This window comes from Gemmata obscuriglobus (genome assembly GCF_008065095.1).
Classification (GTDB): domain Bacteria; phylum Planctomycetota; class Planctomycetia; order Gemmatales; family Gemmataceae; genus Gemmata; species Gemmata obscuriglobus.
This window is the reverse complement of record NZ_CP042911.1, coordinates 5194244-5211059: the sequence shown is the minus strand read 5'-3', so window position 1 is coordinate 5211059 and position 16816 is coordinate 5194244. Positions and strand designations below refer to the sequence as shown.

The 16816-nt window shown below is 69.8% G+C and carries 23 protein-coding genes; all 23 read left to right on the top strand.

Translation table 11 applies throughout. From position 1 onward, the window contains the following. The first annotated feature begins 70 nt into the window (after nucleotides 1-70). The 23 genes from GobsT_RS21760 (at nucleotide 71) to GobsT_RS21620 (ending at nucleotide 16760) form a co-directional block, all read left to right on the top strand. Entirely contained in the window at nucleotides 71-385 is a 315-nt protein-coding gene (locus GobsT_RS21760; protein WP_010049652.1) for a hypothetical protein, read from the top strand. Nucleotides 386-500: 115 nt separating this feature from the next. Then, nucleotides 501-1046 (top strand): SMI1/KNR4 family protein, encoded by a 546-nt coding sequence (locus tag GobsT_RS21755; RefSeq protein WP_010049650.1) that lies wholly within the window; start codon nucleotides 501-503, stop codon nucleotides 1044-1046. A gap of 74 nt (nucleotides 1047-1120) precedes the next feature. Continuing rightward, nucleotides 1121-1579 carry a hypothetical protein gene (locus GobsT_RS38020; RefSeq protein ID WP_010049647.1) on the top strand — a complete coding sequence of 153 codons (459 nt, stop codon included), beginning with the start codon at nucleotides 1121-1123 and terminating at the stop codon, nucleotides 1577-1579. 502 nt (nucleotides 1580-2081) lie between these two features. Further along, nucleotides 2082-2561, top strand: a complete 480-nt coding sequence (locus GobsT_RS21740; RefSeq protein ID WP_010049641.1) for a hypothetical protein — start codon at nucleotides 2082-2084, stop codon at nucleotides 2559-2561. 131 nt (nucleotides 2562-2692) lie between these two features. Further along, nucleotides 2693-2887: a hypothetical protein gene (locus GobsT_RS38910; protein ID WP_197905096.1), complete on the top strand. Its 195-nt coding sequence runs from the start codon at nucleotides 2693-2695 to the stop codon at nucleotides 2885-2887. Nucleotides 2888-4438: 1551 nt separating this feature from the next. After that, the gene (gene rpsU / locus GobsT_RS21725; RefSeq protein ID WP_010036141.1) at nucleotides 4439-4693 is read left to right on the top strand and encodes a 30S ribosomal protein S21; all 255 of its coding nucleotides are present in this window, start codon (nucleotides 4439-4441) and stop codon (nucleotides 4691-4693) included. A 154-nt stretch (nucleotides 4694-4847) separates the two neighbouring features. Then, nucleotides 4848-5279, top strand: coding sequence for a hypothetical protein (locus GobsT_RS21720; protein WP_010036156.1), 432 nt, complete (start codon nucleotides 4848-4850; stop codon nucleotides 5277-5279). A 552-nt stretch (nucleotides 5280-5831) separates the two neighbouring features. Further along, complete coding sequence (locus GobsT_RS21710) at nucleotides 5832-6287, top strand: hypothetical protein (RefSeq protein ID WP_010045714.1); 456 nt, start codon at nucleotides 5832-5834, stop codon at nucleotides 6285-6287. Between the two features lie 112 nt (nucleotides 6288-6399). Further along, the gene (locus GobsT_RS21705; protein ID WP_010045715.1) at nucleotides 6400-6870 is read left to right on the top strand and encodes an SMI1/KNR4 family protein; all 471 of its coding nucleotides are present in this window, start codon (nucleotides 6400-6402) and stop codon (nucleotides 6868-6870) included. Nucleotides 6871-7441: 571 nt separating this feature from the next. After that, nucleotides 7442-7897 (top strand): hypothetical protein, encoded by a 456-nt coding sequence (locus tag GobsT_RS21695; RefSeq protein WP_010045714.1) that lies wholly within the window; start codon nucleotides 7442-7444, stop codon nucleotides 7895-7897. A 116-nt stretch (nucleotides 7898-8013) separates the two neighbouring features. Next, nucleotides 8014-8460, top strand: a complete 447-nt coding sequence (locus GobsT_RS21690; protein WP_232068403.1) for a hypothetical protein — start codon at nucleotides 8014-8016, stop codon at nucleotides 8458-8460. Between the two features lie 503 nt (nucleotides 8461-8963). Further along, complete coding sequence (locus GobsT_RS21680) at nucleotides 8964-9560, top strand: barstar family protein (protein ID WP_081471832.1); 597 nt, start codon at nucleotides 8964-8966, stop codon at nucleotides 9558-9560. A gap of 69 nt (nucleotides 9561-9629) precedes the next feature. After that, on the top strand, nucleotides 9630-9914 hold the full coding sequence (locus GobsT_RS21675) for a hypothetical protein (RefSeq protein ID WP_010036128.1): 285 nt from the start codon (nucleotides 9630-9632) through the stop codon (nucleotides 9912-9914). A gap of 73 nt (nucleotides 9915-9987) precedes the next feature. Beyond that, nucleotides 9988-10446: a hypothetical protein gene (locus tag GobsT_RS21670; protein ID WP_010045710.1), complete on the top strand. Its 459-nt coding sequence runs from the start codon at nucleotides 9988-9990 to the stop codon at nucleotides 10444-10446. A gap of 78 nt (nucleotides 10447-10524) precedes the next feature. Further along, nucleotides 10525-10935: a hypothetical protein gene (locus GobsT_RS21665; RefSeq protein ID WP_010038094.1), complete on the top strand. Its 411-nt coding sequence runs from the start codon at nucleotides 10525-10527 to the stop codon at nucleotides 10933-10935. A 193-nt stretch (nucleotides 10936-11128) separates the two neighbouring features. After that, entirely contained in the window at nucleotides 11129-11620 is a 492-nt protein-coding gene (locus GobsT_RS21660) for a hypothetical protein (RefSeq protein WP_010038090.1), read from the top strand. A 37-nt stretch (nucleotides 11621-11657) separates the two neighbouring features. Further along, nucleotides 11658-12038 (top strand): SMI1/KNR4 family protein, encoded by a 381-nt coding sequence (locus GobsT_RS21655; protein WP_232068402.1) that lies wholly within the window; start codon nucleotides 11658-11660, stop codon nucleotides 12036-12038. 89 nt (nucleotides 12039-12127) lie between these two features. Beyond that, on the top strand, nucleotides 12128-12844 hold the full coding sequence (locus GobsT_RS21650; RefSeq protein ID WP_232068401.1) for a hypothetical protein: 717 nt from the start codon (nucleotides 12128-12130) through the stop codon (nucleotides 12842-12844). Nucleotides 12845-12959: 115 nt separating this feature from the next. Then, nucleotides 12960-13481, top strand: coding sequence for a hypothetical protein (locus GobsT_RS21645; protein WP_010038098.1), 522 nt, complete (start codon nucleotides 12960-12962; stop codon nucleotides 13479-13481). A 251-nt stretch (nucleotides 13482-13732) separates the two neighbouring features. Further along, nucleotides 13733-14041, top strand: a complete 309-nt coding sequence (locus tag GobsT_RS38010) for a hypothetical protein (RefSeq protein WP_010045704.1) — start codon at nucleotides 13733-13735, stop codon at nucleotides 14039-14041. 368 nt (nucleotides 14042-14409) lie between these two features. Continuing rightward, the gene (locus tag GobsT_RS38005; protein ID WP_162542142.1) at nucleotides 14410-14586 is read left to right on the top strand and encodes a hypothetical protein; all 177 of its coding nucleotides are present in this window, start codon (nucleotides 14410-14412) and stop codon (nucleotides 14584-14586) included. 1296 nt (nucleotides 14587-15882) lie between these two features. Continuing rightward, the gene (locus GobsT_RS21625; RefSeq protein WP_010036182.1) at nucleotides 15883-16335 is read left to right on the top strand and encodes a hypothetical protein; all 453 of its coding nucleotides are present in this window, start codon (nucleotides 15883-15885) and stop codon (nucleotides 16333-16335) included. 77 nt (nucleotides 16336-16412) lie between these two features. After that, nucleotides 16413-16760, top strand: a complete 348-nt coding sequence (locus GobsT_RS21620; RefSeq protein WP_010036172.1) for a hypothetical protein — start codon at nucleotides 16413-16415, stop codon at nucleotides 16758-16760. Nucleotides 16761-16816 lie beyond the last annotated feature (56 nt).

Sequence of the window (16816 nt, the reverse complement as noted above, 5' to 3'; positions counted from 1 at the left end):
ACCGCCCATCGTGTGATGGCGGTGCAGGTGAGCTATTTGTTCGGCACCAGAAGGGCGCGGAGGGCCGTTAGTGACCACACGGTTCGTCGTGCGGCTGATGTTCGAGTGGGGCGGCGGGTGCTTGTGGTGCGTCAACGATGTGACCCGCGCAGTGTTCGATGTCGGCCCGATCGAGGAGCAGCTTCCGTTGTCCCCAGGCATCCGCCAGCGGCTCGTGGAGTTGACCGCGTGGCACGACGGGGCGCTCGATTGGGAGTATCCGCCGGGCTCGTCGCCGTGGTCAGCCGAGGAGCGGGAGCGGTTCGAGAGAGCGGCGGCCGAGGTGCTCGCGGTCGTTCGCTCAGAACTTGGCCCAGAGTTCGAGGTGGTGTACGTCCCGCTGTAGCTCAGGGCCGAACCCGGCGCTGCACCTGACACCGCCCGCTGATTCGGAACGCATCGCGGCCCGGGACCTCGCGGTGCAGGTGAGCTGTTCGTTCGGCGGCGGAAGGACCCGACAGATGGCTGTACGGCAAGCGGCCGAGGACTTCGTCGCACGAGCTACGGCGGCCGGTCAGGTTGGGCGTCCGGCGACGGCAGAGGAGATCGCCGCCCTCCAGGTGGCGTTCGGCGACCGATACCCGGCTTGGCTGACCGAGCTGTGGCAGTCCCTCCCGCTTTGCGGGCTCCGGTTGGGCTGGCGGTCGGATGCGTTCAAGCCGTGGGAGGGGCCGTGGTGGCTTGTCTGGCCGACGCCAGCTGAGGCGGTGGGACGGCTCAAGTTCCTACTCACCGAGAACGCGCTGGCCGCCGGCTACCTGCTGGTGGCCCTCGACGGCAGTTCCGGGGCTGATCCGTACTACATTCAGGCCGGCGGCGACGACCCGCCGTTAGTCCGGCTGTACCACGACGGCGAGCAGTTGCAACCGGATGACATCACCCCAGTCGCCCCCTCGCTGAGCGCGTTCCTGCGGGTGGCCGAGGTGCGACCGCTGACCGACGAAGAGGCGGAAGCCCTGATGCTCAACGATGCCGAACCCGGCGCTGCACCTGACACCGCCATCTGATTCGGGACGCACCGCTCGTCCGGTGATGGCGGTGCAGGTGAGCTGTTCGTTCGGCAACCCGAGGTCTCGAGTCTGTGAACCGCATCGAGGCGATCCGCGCGCCGAGCAAGTTCGTCCCGGAACCGCATTTGGTGATTGCGGTGGACGGTGTTCCCCTCGACGTGGCGCTGGGCGTCGAAGGACAGGTGTCGTCGCTGCTCGGGTGGTTCCACCACGAACCAGACGCGGCCATACCGTGGGAACGCATCTTGCCGGCGGTCGGCTGCACTGGGTACGCACCAGTACTCATCTGCCCGGACGACCTGGATCTGAGCTGTAGCGTGGTGATGGCCGAAGTCGTGTCAGAGCCGGACGTCGTTCGCTGGGAGAAGCTTGGTTTTGACGTGTCCCCGAACGGTGGCTTGAGCGCGATCATTCGGTGGAATCCGGGGTGGGGACCGTACCGCTTCAGCCGCGCCGAATACGAGCGGTGTTTGGCTGCTTTCAAGCCGCCAGAGGCCGAACCCGGCGCTGCACCTGACACCGCCGGCTGATTCGGGACGCGCCGCTCATCCGATGGTGGCGGTGCAGGTGAGCTGTTCGTTCGGCAACCATCGCGTGCAGGAGCGCGCGTGCGGCGGTAGTGGGCGTGTGGTCCGCGTGGGTGAACCCCGGGTGTCGGGCTCCGCGTGTGGCCTGCTGGTGGTTGGCGCGGCTCGCCGCCGCGAGGTGCGGGTGGTCGTGGCCCGGTGTGGGTGGGGACACGGTGGTGCGGGTCGGTGGTGCTCCGCGTGGTGCCCGTGGTTGGCGGGCGCGGCTCACCGCCGCGGGTGTCGGTGGTGGGCGGCCACCGGTGTGCCGCGGCACGGTGGTGCGGGTCGGTGGTGGCTCCGCGGATGCGCGGCGCGGGCGCGGGCTCCGCGGAACCGCGACGGTGGGCGCAGAAGCCGAACCCGGCGCTGCACCTGACACCGCCGGCTGATCTGGAACGCACTGCTCATCCGATGATGGCGGTGCAGGTGAGCTTTTAGTTCGGCAACCAGGGGGCCGCGCGGCGTGGAGGTATGCGGCGAGTTGCAGCTTGGCCCGACCGACTTCCGCGTCCTCATCGCGTGGTTCGCGCCGGTGGCGGGCGGTGGGTGGGACTTCCACTTCTACGCCCATTGCACCAACGAAGCCGACGCGGCAGTCTTCCCGTACGGGGTGGCCTTGGTCGCGGAGGGTGCCCCAGTCCCACAGGTCCTGGCTGTCGACTACACCGGGGTCCGGCTGGTCATGCCCGAGGCGCGCTACCCCGACTCCGGCCAGTCGTGGTTCGGGCTGTGGGTCGGCGGGGAGCACGAGACGTGGCACCCGGAGTTGCGGTTCGCCGCGCGGGACGGGGCGCGGTACCGGGTCGAGTTCGCGTCCGGGACCAGCTTCGAGGCGGGCGGGGCGTATCTGCCGCTCCGCCTGTCCACATGGGCGGAGGCACGGCCGCCGCGTTCCGGGCCGGCCACCGTCTGGGGCGTGTGGCCTCGCGGGCGTTGGCGCTGAGGCGCCGAACCCGGCGCTGCACCTGACACCGCCGGCTGAGTTGGGACGCACCGCTCATCGGGTGATGGCGGTGCAGGTGAGCTTTATGTTCGGCCACCTTCGCGTTCTGGATCGCGCGTGCGGTGGTGGGCGTGTGGTCCGCGAAGGTGACGCCCACGCGTCGGTGGTGGCTCCGCGTGGTGCCGGTCGGGGCGGGCGCGGCTCGTCGCCGCGAGGTGTGGTTGGGCGTGGCCGGGGTGCGGGTGGGGACACGGCGGTTCGGGTCGGTGGTGCTCCGCGTGGCGCGCGTCAGGGCGGGCGCGGCTCGTCGCCGCGAGGTGCGGTGATGGGTGGCCACCGGTGGGCCGCGACACGGCGATTCGAGTCGGTGGGGCTCCGCTCGGCCGCACCGGTGCCGCGGGTTCCGCGGATGCGCCAAGCTCGGCGTGTCGCCCGGAACCGCGGAGGCGAGCGAGCCGAACCCGGCGCTGCACCTGACACCGCCATCAGCCGCCGTTGTGTCGCTCACTCCATCCTGGCGGTGCAGGTGAGCTGTTCGTTCGGCAACCATCGCGTGCAGGAGCGCGCGTGCGGCGGTGTGCGTGTGGTCCGCGGTGGTGAACCGCGCGCGTCGGGCTTCGCGTGGTGCCGGTCGGGTCTGGCGCGACTCATCGCCGCGAGCTTGCGGTTGGGCGTGGCCTCCGATGTGTCGGGACACGGCGGTGCGGGTCGGTGGTGCTCCGCGTGTGGCCCGTGGGTGGTCGGCGCGGCTCATCGCCGCGAGGTGCGGTGGTGGGCGTGGCCTCCGGTGTGCCGGGACACGGCGGGTCGTGTCGGTGGTGCTCCGCGTGGCGCCGTTGGTGGCGGGCGCGGCTCACCGCCGCGAGGTGTCGGTGGTGGGTGGCCCTCGGTGGGCCGGGACACGGGGCGCGGAGTCGGTGATGCTCCGCAGGGCCGCACCGGTGCCGCGGGCATCCACGGAGCCGCGGTGCTCGGCGTGTGCCCCCGAACCGCGGATGTGAGCGAGCCGAACCCGGCGCTGCACCTGACACCGCCGGCTGACTTGTGACGCATCGCTCCTCGGGACGGGCGGTGCAGGTGAGCTTTATGTTCGGCCACCCGGGCGTTCTGGAGCGCGCGGGCGGCGGTGGGCGTGTGGTCCGCGGGGCATCAGACGGTGGTGGCTCCGCGTGGTGCCGGTCGGTGGTTGGCGCGGCTCGTCGCCGCGAAGTGCGGGTGGGCGTGGCCGGGGGCGCGTGGGGACACGGCGGTTCGAGTCGGTGGTGCTCCGCGTGGTGCCCGTGGGTGCCTGGCGCGGCTCATCGCCGCGAGGTGCGGTGGTGGGTGGCCTCCGGTGGGCCGCGACACGGTGCGTCGAGTCGGTGGTGCTCCGCACGCCCGCACCGGTGGCACGGGCTCCGCGGATGCGCGACGCTCGGCCCGTGGCCAGGAACCGCGGTGCGGAGCGAGCCGAACCCGGCGCTGCACCTGACACCGCCCGCGAGTTTGTGACGCATCGCTCCCTGGGAGGGGGCGGTGCAGGTGAGCTTTATGTTCGGCCCCGCGCCGAGACCCACGGGGGTGGGCGCGATGTCGATAGGGTAGCCAGCCCCCCATCCCAAGTGGCTGGCCCGACCCGCGCCCACCCCCGAGGCGCGAGCGGATCGGTGTAGCTCATCTGCCGGGCTGCATGAGCGGGGCCGAATGTGGAGCTCACCTTCACGGGCAGCCCATGTTCGGCGTGGTGGGGCGCGGGGCCGAACCCTCCGCTGCACCAGACTCGCGCATGCAGAACTCGGGGATCGCCCCCTCCAGGGCGCGCGAGCAGGTGAGCTCCACATTCGGCCCCAGAAAGCTCTTTCAACCGGCGTCGCGGCAGCCGTACAAGCCGCATAGCGATGGGTGTCCGAGTGGAGGTCTGCGAGGGCGAGTCGCTCACGTCGGCCCTGCGGAGGTTCCGCAAGTACGTCCGGTCGGCGAACGTGATGTACGAGTACCGCTGGCACGACGAGTTCACCAAGCGGTGCGAGGAGCGGCGGCGGCGCAAGGGCAACGCCAAGCGGCGGGCCCAAGGGTTGCGGTCGTGGCGGGAGTACCAGCGTGAGTGCGAGTCTGAGGCCAACTGGCCCGACCCGCCGCGTCCATCCTTGTAGGCCGGCTGGCCCCGCCCCGCAAATGCACGGCGCGGGGGTCGCAGAAGCCGAACCCGGCGCTGCACCTGACACCGCCCGCGGAGTTGTGACGCATCGCTCATCGGGTGATGGCGGTGCAGGTGAGCTTTATGTTCGGCAACAGAGGCAGTGCGAGATGCGGCGGTGGAAGTGTGTCGTCGGCTTGCTCGCCCTGGCCGCGTTGCTGTTGGCCCGCGGGTGCGTGGCCGGGTTCGTCGCGCTCGACCGGTATCTCGACCCGTTCGACGACCGCCCATTCAGCCCGGCGGCGTGGGCGGCCGCCGACGAGCGGGGGCGGGGGCCGATGGCCCGTGACGCCATCCGCCACCTGCCCGCTGGGACGCCCAAAGAGCGTGTGCGGGAACTGCTGGGCGAGGGCGAGCCACCGTCGCGTGACCCGCGGGGGCCGGTGGACGGGTACGGCGTTCGACTGGACCACCCGGAGACGTGGGTGTACTGGCTGGGATGCTGGAGCGGCCTCGGCCCATACGGCTTCGACGACGCCTTCCTGTACGTTCACTTCGGCCCGGATGGTCGGGTCGTGGCGGCCGAGGTCAACGGCGGGTAGCTGGGGGCTGCGCAGATGCCGAACCCGGCGCTGCACCTGACACCGCCCGCTGATTTGTGACGCGTTGCTGACGGTATGATGGCGGTGCAGGTGAGCTTTATGTTCGGCACCCCGAGGCCGCTCGATGGCGCGTGCGGTGGTGTGCGTGTGGTCCGCGGTGGTAAACGGCGAGTATCGGGCTCCGCGTGGTGCCCGAGTGCGACCGGCGCGGCTCGTCGCCGCGAGCTTGCGGTGGGCGTGGCCGGTGGCGGGGGGGGACACGGCGGTTCGTGGCGGTGGTGCTCCGCGTGGTGCCCGTGGGTGCCGGGCGCGGCTCATCGCCGCGGGTGTCGGTGGTGGGCGGCCACCGGTGTGCCGCGGCACGGTGGTGCGGGTCGGTGGTGGCTCCGCTCGGCCGCGTCGGTGGGCGGGCTCCGCGGATGCGCGGCGCGGGGCGCAGAAGCCGAACCCGGCGCTGCACCTGACACCGCCATCTGATCTGGGACGCATCGCTCATCCGATGGTGGCGGTGCAGGTGAGCTGTTTGTTCGGCCACCCGAGGGCGCTCGACCGATGGAGCCGCAGCCGTCGCGTTCGGTCGCTGAGGCACTGGCCGACGTCTGGTCGTGGCACCGCACGCCGCGTTTCCTCGACTACGTGGCCGACTCATTCGGGGTCCGCGTCGCCGACCTCGCCGCGTTCGACGCGCTGTACATCTACCAAGTCGCGGACGGCGACCTGGAGCGCGGGCAGTTCGACCACGGCAGCACCTTCCAGTGGTGGGAGGTGACGGACGCCGGGGTACGGGAGTGCGGCCGGCCCGGCCAGTTGCTCGGCTGGCGAGACGCCCCCGAGAAGGTGCGGGGGTCGTTCTACCGCTGGCCGTACGTCAGCTTCCTGCACTGCGGGGAGCGGGTCGGGTTCGGCGAGTGCTTCGGGCCGGCCCTGCTTAACCGCAAGGCCGGGCAACTCGCCGCCGGGCCAGGCGGCATCGAGCTTGCCGGCGTGCAGGTGGTCTGGCGGGGGTAGCCCAGACGCCGAACCCGGCGCTGCACCTGACACCGCCATGTAGTTTGGATCGCATCGCTCATCCGGTGATGGCGGTGCAGGTGAGCTGTTCGTTCGGCCACAGAGGGCGCGGATGGATGAGGTCGCGGCTCTCCTCGACCGGATGCGGGAACTCGAACCGCACGTGCACGTCAACGGGCCGGCGGCCGAGGACACCATCCGCGAGTTGGAGAGCGTGTTCGGCCGCCCGATGCCGCCGAGCTACCGGGCGTTTCTGGCTAGGTTCGGCGGATTTAGCATCGTCGATAACTCCTGGTCGGGGGTCTACGAGGGCAAGATCGTCGGCGGCGGGGGCTGCGTGTGGTCCGACACGACTCGCGCCCGCACGTGGTGCCAGTTGCCCGAACACTACTTGGTGGTCGAGCCGGACCAGGACGGGTTCGTCTGCCTGGACTTCAGCCGCACGAGTCCCGACGGCGAGCATCCGGTGATCTACCACATGCCGTTCCGGGAGACGCCGTTCAACGAGCTCGGGCCGAATTACTCGGCCTACCTGATTGGGTCCTTGCGGGCGATGGTCGAGGCGTGGGACGATGGGGACTGAGTGCGGGGCAGCTGTGTGGCGCGGATGGCCCAGAGGCCGAACCCGGCGCTGCACCTGACACCGCCCGCTATATTGTGACGCACCGCATCCTGCATCCTGGCGGTGCAGGTGAGCTTTATGTTCGGCAACCATCGCGTGCATGAGGGCGCGCGTGCGGCGGTGTGCGTGTGGTCCGCGGTGGTGAACCGCGCGCGTCGGGCTTCGCGTGGTGCCGGTTGGGGCTGGCGCGGCTCTTCGCCGCGAGCTTGCGGTGGTTGTGGCCGGGTGCGGATGGGGACACGGTGGTGCGGGTCGGTGGTGCTCCGCTGAGACCGATCGGTTGCGGGCGCGGCTCATCGCCGCGTGTGGCGGTGGTGGGTGGCCCCCGATGTGTCGGGACACGGCGCCGTGGTTCGGTGGTGCTCCGCCCGGTCGCACCGGTGGGCGGGCATCCGCGGATGCGCGGCGCGGATGTGAGCGAGCCGAACCCGGCGCTGCACCTGACACCGCCATCTGATTTGGGACGCGCCGCTCATCCGATGATGGCGGTGCAGGTGAGCTATTTGTTCGGCCACCCGAGGGCGCTCGACCGATGGAGCCGCAGCCGTCGCGTTCGGTCGCTGAGGCACTGGCCGACGTCTGGTCGTGGCACCGCACGCCGCGTTTCCTCGACTACGTGGCCGACTCATTCGGGGTCCGCGTCGCCGACCTCGCCGCGTTCGACGCGCTGTACATCTACCAAGTCGCGGACGGCGACCTGGAGCGCGGGCAGTTCGACCACGGCAGCACCTTCCAGTGGTGGGAGGTGACGGACGCCGGGGTACGGGAGTGCGGCCGGCCCGGCCAGTTGCTCGGCTGGCGAGACGCCCCCGAGAAGGTGCGGGGGTCGTTCTACCGCTGGCCGTACGTCAGCTTCCTGCACTGCGGGGAGCGGGTCGGGTTCGGCGAGTGCTTCGGGCCGGCCCTGCTTAACCGCAAGGCCGGGCAACTCGCCGCCGGGCCAGGCGGCATCGAGCTTGCCGGCGTGCAGGTGGTCTGGCGGGGGTAGCCCAGACGCCGAACCCGGCGCTGCACCTGACACCGCCATGTAGTTTGGATCGCATCGCTCATCCGGTGATGGCGGTGCAGGTGAGCTGTTCGTTCGGCACCCAGAGGCGCAGGGTAGTGTTCACCCGGCAGGAGCTGATCGCCACGTTTCCCGGCCTTGCGGTCGCCGATTCGCCGCCGCTGGAGGTTGCCTACTTCCCAAGCCGTGACTTCATCACGCCGGATTGCGAGGAGTCCATCTGGGTGTTCCGCGGGTGGAAGCGGGACTTTACCAGCGACCTGCTATTCTGGGTGAAGGCTTTGCAGGCGCAAGACTGGTCGGGACGTGAAGATTACCTCGTGCCATACGCAGAGGGGGGGCTATGCGAGCCGATCACCGAGGCCGAGTGCATCCGATTAGTGACGGAGTACAGCAGCGGGCTCCGTAGCCCACTGCCACCATACATCGCCGATCTGAGTGGGTTCCGGTCGGGGCTGCGGATGTACGCTGAGTGGTACGATGTGGCGGCTGTAGCAGAGTTGGATGAGATGTTCGTGGCGTTCTGTTGGTCCACGACCGCGTAGGTGGTAATGCCGAACCCGGCGCTGCACCTGACACCGCCGGCTGACTTGGGACGCACCGCTCATCGGGACGGGCGGTGCAGGTGAGCTGTTCGTTCGGCAACCATCGCGTGCATGAGCGCGCGTGCGGCGGTGGGCATGTGGTCCGCGGTGGTAAACCCCGCGCGTCGGGCTCCGCGTGGTGCCGGTCGGGGTGGGCGCGGCTCACCGCCGCGAGGTGCGGGTGGTCGTGGCCCGGTGTGGGTGGGGACACGGTGGTGCGGGTCGGTGGTGCTCCGCGTGGTGCCGGTGGGTGGTCGGCGCGGCTCATCGCCGCGAGGTGCGGTGTTGGGCGGCCACCGGTGGGCCGCGACACGGTGGTGCGGGTCGGTGGTGGCTCCGCGGATGCGCGGTACGAGCGCGGGCTCCGCGGAACCGCAACGGCCCGCGCAGAAGCCGAACCCGGCGCTGCACCTGACACCGCCATCCGCCGCCGTTGTAGTGCTCACTGTATCTTGGCGGTGCAGGTGAGCTTTCTGTTCGGCACCCAGAGGGCGAAACGGGTGGGCAGCTTCCGAACTGATCCGGCCAACCCCCACTGCGTCCACCCGGACGATGTGCTACGGGTGGATCGGCAGGTGCTGCTGAACGGCCCGGTCGCCCTGTACGGTCCTGCCGAGCGGTTGCGGCGGCACGTCGCCGCGCTGGAGTCCTACGGCTACCGCTGCCCGGCGTTCGATTGCGGCGAGTGGGCGTCCGAGGCCGACATGCATCGGGAGGTCGCCGCCCGGCTGGAGTTCCCCGGCTACTACGGCCGCAACCTGAACGCACTCAACGACTGTCTCGGTGACATCGACATCCCGGAGGCGGGCGGCGTGGCGTTGGTGCTGTGGCGGTTCGATCAGTTCGCCCGACGGCCGGGTGTGCGGGCGTGGGACGTGCTGGACGTGATCGCCAACGCCTCTTGGGTGCATCGGCTGTATGGCCGGCGACTGCTGGGGCTGGTGCAGTCCGACGACCCGGAGCTGCACTTCGCTTCTGTCGGCGCTCGACCTGTCATGTGGGTGTCCTGGGAGGCTCACAAGCCGGCCGAACCCGGCGCTGCACCTGACACCGCCGGCTGATTTGGACGCATCGCTCATCCGGTGGTGGCGGTGCAGGTGAGCTGTTCGTTCGGCCACCGGAGCGCACCGATGGGTAGGTCGGCGAATCCGCTCTTGCCCTTGTGGTGCGACCTCGACCGCCTGCTGTTGCGGGAGTTCATGTGCCTGCCGTGGGAGTCGCAGAACCCGGCGGTCCACGCTGTCTGGGAGCGACTGACCCGCCCTGACAACTTGGTCGCGCTGGAGAACTGGGGGCTGGGCGTGGAGTCCTTCAACGAGTTCGCCAGGGAGTCCACGCTCCGGGCGCTCGCCGAATGCAGGGCGCGGGTTGCCGAGCAAGCCGAACCCGGCGCTGCACCTGACACCGCCGTCTGATTCGGGACGCATCGCTCATCCGGTGATGGCGGTGCAGGTGAGCTTTATGTTCGGCCACAGAGGGGGCGCAGCGGTGGGGCATCCGGTCAACGTGGCGTTCTTCAGCCGCGACAACGACGGCCAGGTGTCCCCGCTGATCTACTGCCCCTACGGCGGCGAGTACCTGTTGCAAGACCTCCGCGTCGCCCTCGACCTGTGCGGCATCCCGGGCGCGGCCGAGGTGAGCCGCGAGATCTTCCTGCACTGGGCGCTCAAGTACGGCAAGCGGAACGTGTGCGCGTTCAACCTGGGCGCCCCGGGAATTGTTGCCGGGGCATCCGCCGCCGAAACCTTCCGGGCATCCCTCGCGTACCTCCGGGAGTTGGTCAGCAAGAGCGACGAGTTCGCCGCGGTCGATCTGGACGAGTTCGTGCTCGAGCACCGTCGCGGCTCCCAGTCGTTGGAGCGGGACGGCGCTGAGCCGTCTCCGGTGGTGGGTGCAGCGCCGGGCTCAGCTGCCGAACCCGGCGCTGCACCTGACACCGCCATCTGATTCGGGACGCATTGCTCATCCGGAGATGGCGGTGCAGGTGAGCTTATTGTTCGGCACCAAAGGCACCCGGAGGTGCTCGTGGCGGTCGTCACTATCGCTGAGGCGGCGGGTATGTCGCTGTCGCTGTCGCCCGACCCAGACCTGCCGGGCGTACTGGTGGCGTGGCTCCGCGGAACGGCGTTCGAGGCCGCCGTGTCCGTTGATCCCGACGCCGAGCCCGCCTTCCCTGGGATGGGACAGCTCGGCGACTTCCTCATATCGGCGGCGGGTGTCGCCGCCGGCCGCGAGCGGCAGTGGACGGCGAGCGGGGAGGACTTTACCCTACGGGCCGAGGCCGGGGACGACGGCCGGGTGCTGCTCGGCGTGTACATGGGCTCGACCTCCGACGACGCCTGCTGCTGGCAAACGGACGCCACGCTGAGCGTCGTGCGGGCGGAGTTGCGGCGTGCCGGGGCGGCGCTGGCTGAGTGGAGCCAAGCAGAGTCCTAACCCGGCGTAACGTTGACCGGCGGTGTCGCTTGCCTCATTTGGCGGCTCTGCTGACGGGGCGCGGCCGATTCAGTCCCGAGCAAGGCGAGCCGAACCCGGCGCTGCACCTGACACCGCCATCTGATTCGGAACGCACCGCTCATCCGGTGATGGCGGTGCAGGTGAGCTGTATGTTCGGCAACAGAGGGCGCTGATGGCAGCGGATGAGGTGGTCCCGCACATCGGCATCCGGTCGCTCGCCGGCATGGTGCGGCTGGGCATGACCCGCGCGGAAGTACAACCCCTGCTCGACCAGGATCGCGACATCCGGGTGGATTTCCGCGGTGATCCACCGGTGGTGGCGTTCGTCGAATCGCCCAAGCACTGGGGATCGTTCGAGGGCATCGACCTGTTCGAGGCCGGGGCCGACGAGGTCATCGCCGAGATCGCCGAGCGGCTCGGGTTGGCGCCAGAAGTGTACCGGCCAGGGCGGCACTCGTACTACTTCCCCGATCTGCGCATGGGCCTGTGGCGGAGTTGCGTGTCGGACGAGGACGGCGACCAGGGCTTCACGTTCGACAGCGTGAGCGTCCACGCGCCGGGGTACTACGATCCCACGGGACTGGCGTTCATCCGGCATCAGGGCGGGCTGCCTCCGGAGCAGAGGCACGCCGAACCCGACGCTGCACCTGACACCGCCATCTAATTTGTGACGCACTGCTCATCCGGTGATGGCGGTGCAGGTGAGCTATTTGTTCGGCCACCGGAGGGCGCAGGGCGTGCAGTCGCTGGAAGAGGTCGAGACATGGCTCGGGCGACCGCTGCCGGAGCCGTACCGTTCCTTCCTAGCGGGCACCGCCGTGTCGTTCCTCGCGGCCAATGGGCGGACGCTGGTGTACGGTCGCACCGCCGTGATGGAGCGGAATGACACCCACGAGTCGCGGGCGTACTGCCCAGGGCACCTGATGATCGGCGACAACAGCGGCGGGGTCGCGCTCGTGCTGTCGCTCGCGGACGGGCAGGTCCACAGCGTCGGCATGGGGGCAATGACGCCGGACTGCTTTGAGCCAGTAGCCCAGAGCTTTGCGGCGTGGCAGGCCGCGGGTTTCCTGTGCGCGGAGTAAAGGCACGCCGAACCCGGCGCTGCACCTGACACCGCCATGTAGCTTGGATGGCATCGCTCCCTTGGCAGGGGGCGGTGCAGGTGAGCTTTATGTTCGGCCACCGGAGGCGCACTGTGACCGAAGCGGAGTGGTTGTCCGCGGATGACATTTGGCCGATGAAGAACTACCTGTGGGAGACCGGGAAATACTCGTCTCGCAAGTACCGCTTGGCTGGGTGTGGCATCTACCGGTTGATTCGCAGCGGCACCTTCAGCGACCAAGAATCTCGGCTTCTCGATCTCGCGGAAGCCTTCGCCGACGATCCGAGCTTCGCCGTTCAGGTGCGTGCGTACGCCGACAAGGCCGATGAAATCCCAGGCACGTTCCCGTTCGAGGTCTGCTGGCCACCCGATCATGGCAGGTACGGCTCGGAAACTGTCGCAAGGGTGGTTTCGTTCATGCAAGACCGACTCGCGGATCAATGGTGGGAGTTACACCCCACCCAAGACGATGATGAGGACGAGGCGCAAACTGAGGCGGGACGGTGTTACCGGAGGCAAGCCAACGCGGTCGGGGCAACTATCCTCCGCGAAGTTCTGGGCAACCCATTCCACCCCGTCGACCTCGATCCCGAATGGCGCACACAGAAGGTGTTGGCGTTCGCTCGGCAGATGTACGAGTCGCGTGAGTTCTGCACCATGCCGATTCTCGCTGACGCGCTTCAAGACGCGGGCTGTGACTCCGACGACATCCTCGACCACTGCCGCGGCCCCGGCCCGCACGTTCGCGGCTGCTGGGTGGTGGACTTGGTACTCGGCAAGGAGTAGCATCGAGCCGAACCCGGCGCTGCACCTGACACCGCCCGCTGACTTGGAACGCACCGCTCATCTGGTGGTGGCGGTGCAGGTGAGCTGTTCGTTCGGCGACGGAGGGGGGATAGAGGTGGACCCAGAACGGCTGCCACACTGGTTGCGGGTGGCCTTTGCCGTGCGGTGCGCCCGCCGCGTTCAGCCGCTGTTCGCCGAGGCGTGGCCGGATGCCGCCCCAACCCGAGTCGCAGCTGTCGACCGGGCCATCGCGCTGGCCGAGCAGTCCGCGGCCGAGCGGCAGGCGTGCGGCGGGCTGCGGGCGGCGTACATTGATGCCCTTGCGGCGGCCGGTCGGGCGCTGATCCCGTACCACTACCCGGTGCCGCTGGAGCCCGACGAGGCGGAGCACGACCCCGGCCCGGCCGGCCCCGAGGCGGCGCTGGTCGCGTCGTTCGCCGCGAAGGTGGCGGAGCACGCGGCGAAGGCGGCGGAAGCCGCGGCGGGTGAGTCGGCACGGCCGGCCCGGGAGGCGCTCGGGTTCGCCCTGGATGCGATCGGAGCCGCCGGCCGTCCCGGGTTGGTGAAGGTGCTAGAGGCCGACTTCGAGGCCGCCGTTGGGTCGGCCCCGCGTCGACGCTGGTGGCGGTTCTGGTGAGTGCCGCAGGCGCCGAACCCGGCGCTGCACCTGACACCGCCGTCTGACTTGGAACGCACTGCTACTCGGGACGCCGCGGTGCAGGTGAGCTTTATGTTCGGCGGGAAGAGAAGCGAAGGAGGCTGGTAATCGTCAGCTACGAAGACGCGAAGCGGCTGGTAATCGACCGCTGGTCCGGGCTCTGGGAGTCCGAACTCGGTGTCGGGCTGGTCGTCGACGAACACCAGACGCGGGAGTATGAGTGGGGCTGGATGCTGGCTTACCACCCCGCTGACTCGACGCAGGTTCCTTCCGACCACTGGCTCGCTGGCGGGATCAATATGGCGGTTGTGGACCGTGTGACCGGGTGCGTCGAATCCGTCAGCACGTCCGGCCCGAACATGGCGATCATGCGACTCTTGGAAGGCCGGCCGCCGGAGATACGTGACGGGCTGATCGAGGTGCTTGGAACGACCGGGCTGATACAGATCCGGGTTGCGGATCGGGCATTTCAGCCGTTCTCACGCGCGGGGAGCGCCGCGGACGCCGAACCCGGCGCTGCACCTGACACCGCCCGCTAGTCTGGGACGCACCGCTAACTGTATGATGGCGGTGCAGGTGAGCTTTATGTTCGGCACCCGAGTTGCTCGATCGCGCGTGCGGCGGTGCCGTGCGTGTGGTCCGCGTGGGTGAACGGCGCGTGTCGGGCTCCGCGTGGTGCCCGTGGGCGTGTGGCGCGGCTCATCGCCGCGAGGTGCGGTTGGGCGTGGCCGGCGGTGTCATGGGACACGGCGTTTCGTGTCGGTGGTGCTCCGCGTGGTGCCCGTGGGCGGCCGGCGCGGCTCGTCGCCGCGAGGTGCGATTGGGCGTGGCCTCCGGTGGGCCGGGACACGGTGCATCGGGTCGGTGGCGCTCCGCTCGCCCGCATCGGTGGCACGGGCTTCCGCGGATGCGCGGCGCGGACGTGCGACCCCGAACCGCGGACGGCAGCGAGCCGAACCCGGCGCTGCACCTGACACCGCCATCTGTTCTGGGACGCACCGCTCATCCGGTGATGGCGGTGCAGGTGAGCTTTATGTTCGGCCACCATCGCGTGCATGCGCGTGCGGCGGTGCTGGGCGTGTAGTCCGCGTGAGTAAGCCCCGCGCGTCAGTGGTGGCTCCGCGTGGTGCCTATGGGCGCCTGGCGCGGCTCATCGCCGCGAGCTTGCGGTGGTTGTGGCCGGGTGCGGATGGGGACACGGTGGTGCGGGTCGGTGGTGCTCCGCTGAGACCGATCGGTTGCGGGCGCGGCTCATCGCCGCGTGTGGCGGTGGTGGGTGGCCCCCGATGTGTCGGGACACGGCGCCGTGGTTCGGTGGTGCTCCGCCCGGTCGCACCGGTGGGCGGGCATCCGCGGATGCGCGGCGCGGATGTGAGCGAGCCGAACCCGGCGCTGCACCTGACACCGCCCGCTGATTCGGGACGCATCGCTGATCCGGTGATGGCAGTGCAGGTGAGCTTTATGTTCGGCAACCCCAAGGCGCTCGATCGCGCGTGCGGCGGCGCTGAACGTATGGTCCGCAAAGGTGAACAGTGCGTGTCGGGCTCCGCGTGGTGCCCGCGAGTGGCCGGCGCGGCTCATCGCCGCGAGGTGCGGTTGGGCGTGGCGGGCAGTGAGTGGGGACACGGTGGCGCGAGTCGGTGGGGCTCCGCGTGGTGCCGATCAGGGCTGGCGCGGCTCGTCGCCGCGGGTGGCGGTTGGTGCCGGCCTCCGGTGGGCCGCGGCACGGTACGTCGGATCGGTGGTGCTCCGCACGCTCGCATTGGTGGCACGCGCACAGCGGATGCGCGGCGCTCAGCGTGAGGCCCGGAACCGCCGAGGTAAGCGAGCCGAACCCGGCGCTGCACCTGACACCGCCATCTGATTCGGGACGCACCGCTCACTGTATCATGGCGGTGCAGGTGAGCTGTATGTTCGGCCACCCTCGCGTGCAGGAGCGCGCGTGCGGCCGTGGGCGTGTGGTCCGCGGTGGTGAACCCTGCGGTTCGGGCTCCGCGTCGTGCCCGCCGGTGGCCCGCCCGGCTCGTCGCCGCGAGTGGCGGTTGGGGGTGGCCGGTGGTGCGTAGGGACACGGCGGATCGTGGCGGTGGTGCTCCGCGTGGTGCCCGTGGGTGTCTGGCGCGGCTCATCGCCGCGAGGTGTCGGTGGTGTGTGGCCTCCGGTGTGTCGCGACCCGGCGGGTCGAGTCGGTGGGGCTCCGCTCGGCCGCATCGGTGGCCCGGGCATCCGCAGATGCGCGACACTGAGCGCGCCCGGAACCCCCGAGGGCATCGAGCCGAACCCGGCGCTGCACCTGACACCGCCCGCTAACTTGGGACGCACCGCTCATCCGGTGATGGCGGTGCAGGTGAGCTTTATGTTCGGCACCAGAGGGCCGCGGATGAGCAACGGTCGTCTGAAGATGTTGGCGCACTTGCCGGCGTCGAGTGACTTCTCTCTGGCTGCGGCTGTCGCGTACTTCGATGGCCGACAGTGCGGTCGGCGGTCGGTCCAGGCCGAGTTAGCACCCGAAGCCCGTAGCCCAACCGGTTTCCGGGTGCGGTTCACCTCCTGGGCCGTGGTGGCGTGGTTGGAGGAGGGAGCGGAGGTGTTGGCCGACAGCGCAGAACTGGCCGCCGGCCCTGACCTACCGGCCCCGCCGGAGGTGGTCGCCGGGTGCTCCCGCCGGCTATCTGTGTGGTCCGACCCGGGTCTGACCGCCGACCGCCGGGCCAAGTTCTGGTGGCTCGCGGCCCAACTCCGCGAGCGGTTCGCGGCCCTGCACTACGACCACTTCGCAGTGCGGTGGCTCACAGACGCCGAACCCGGCGCTGCACCTGACACCGCCGTCTGACTTGGGACGCACCGCTTATCCGGTGATGGCGGTGCAGGTGAGCTATTTGTTCGGCTAAGGAGGGCTTCGGGGTGGGGATGGCGGAAGACATCGTGGCGTTCCTGCGGCTGTTCGCGCCGCACGCTCCCGATCCCGAGTCCGCCGCACGGGTGGTGGCGCTCGCGGCCGACCCCAAGCAGTGGCCGGCCGCCCACCGCCTATTCGACGAGGTGCGACGCCGCTGGCTCGGCACCTCGGACCGGTTGCGGCAGGGGCAGTACGCCTTCGAGGAGATCTGCCTCAAGACCCTGTACAACGAGACGGCGGCCGTGGACCCGTTCGACTCCGATTCCGCGTACTACGTCGTGCCGTTCGCCCTCAGCCGGGCGCGGCAACTCGGGGTTCCGGTCCAGCGGGTACTCGACATCGTTGCCCCAGGGAAGTAGCCCAGGCGCCGAACCCGGCGCTGCACCTGACACCGCCATCTGACGTGGGACGCACC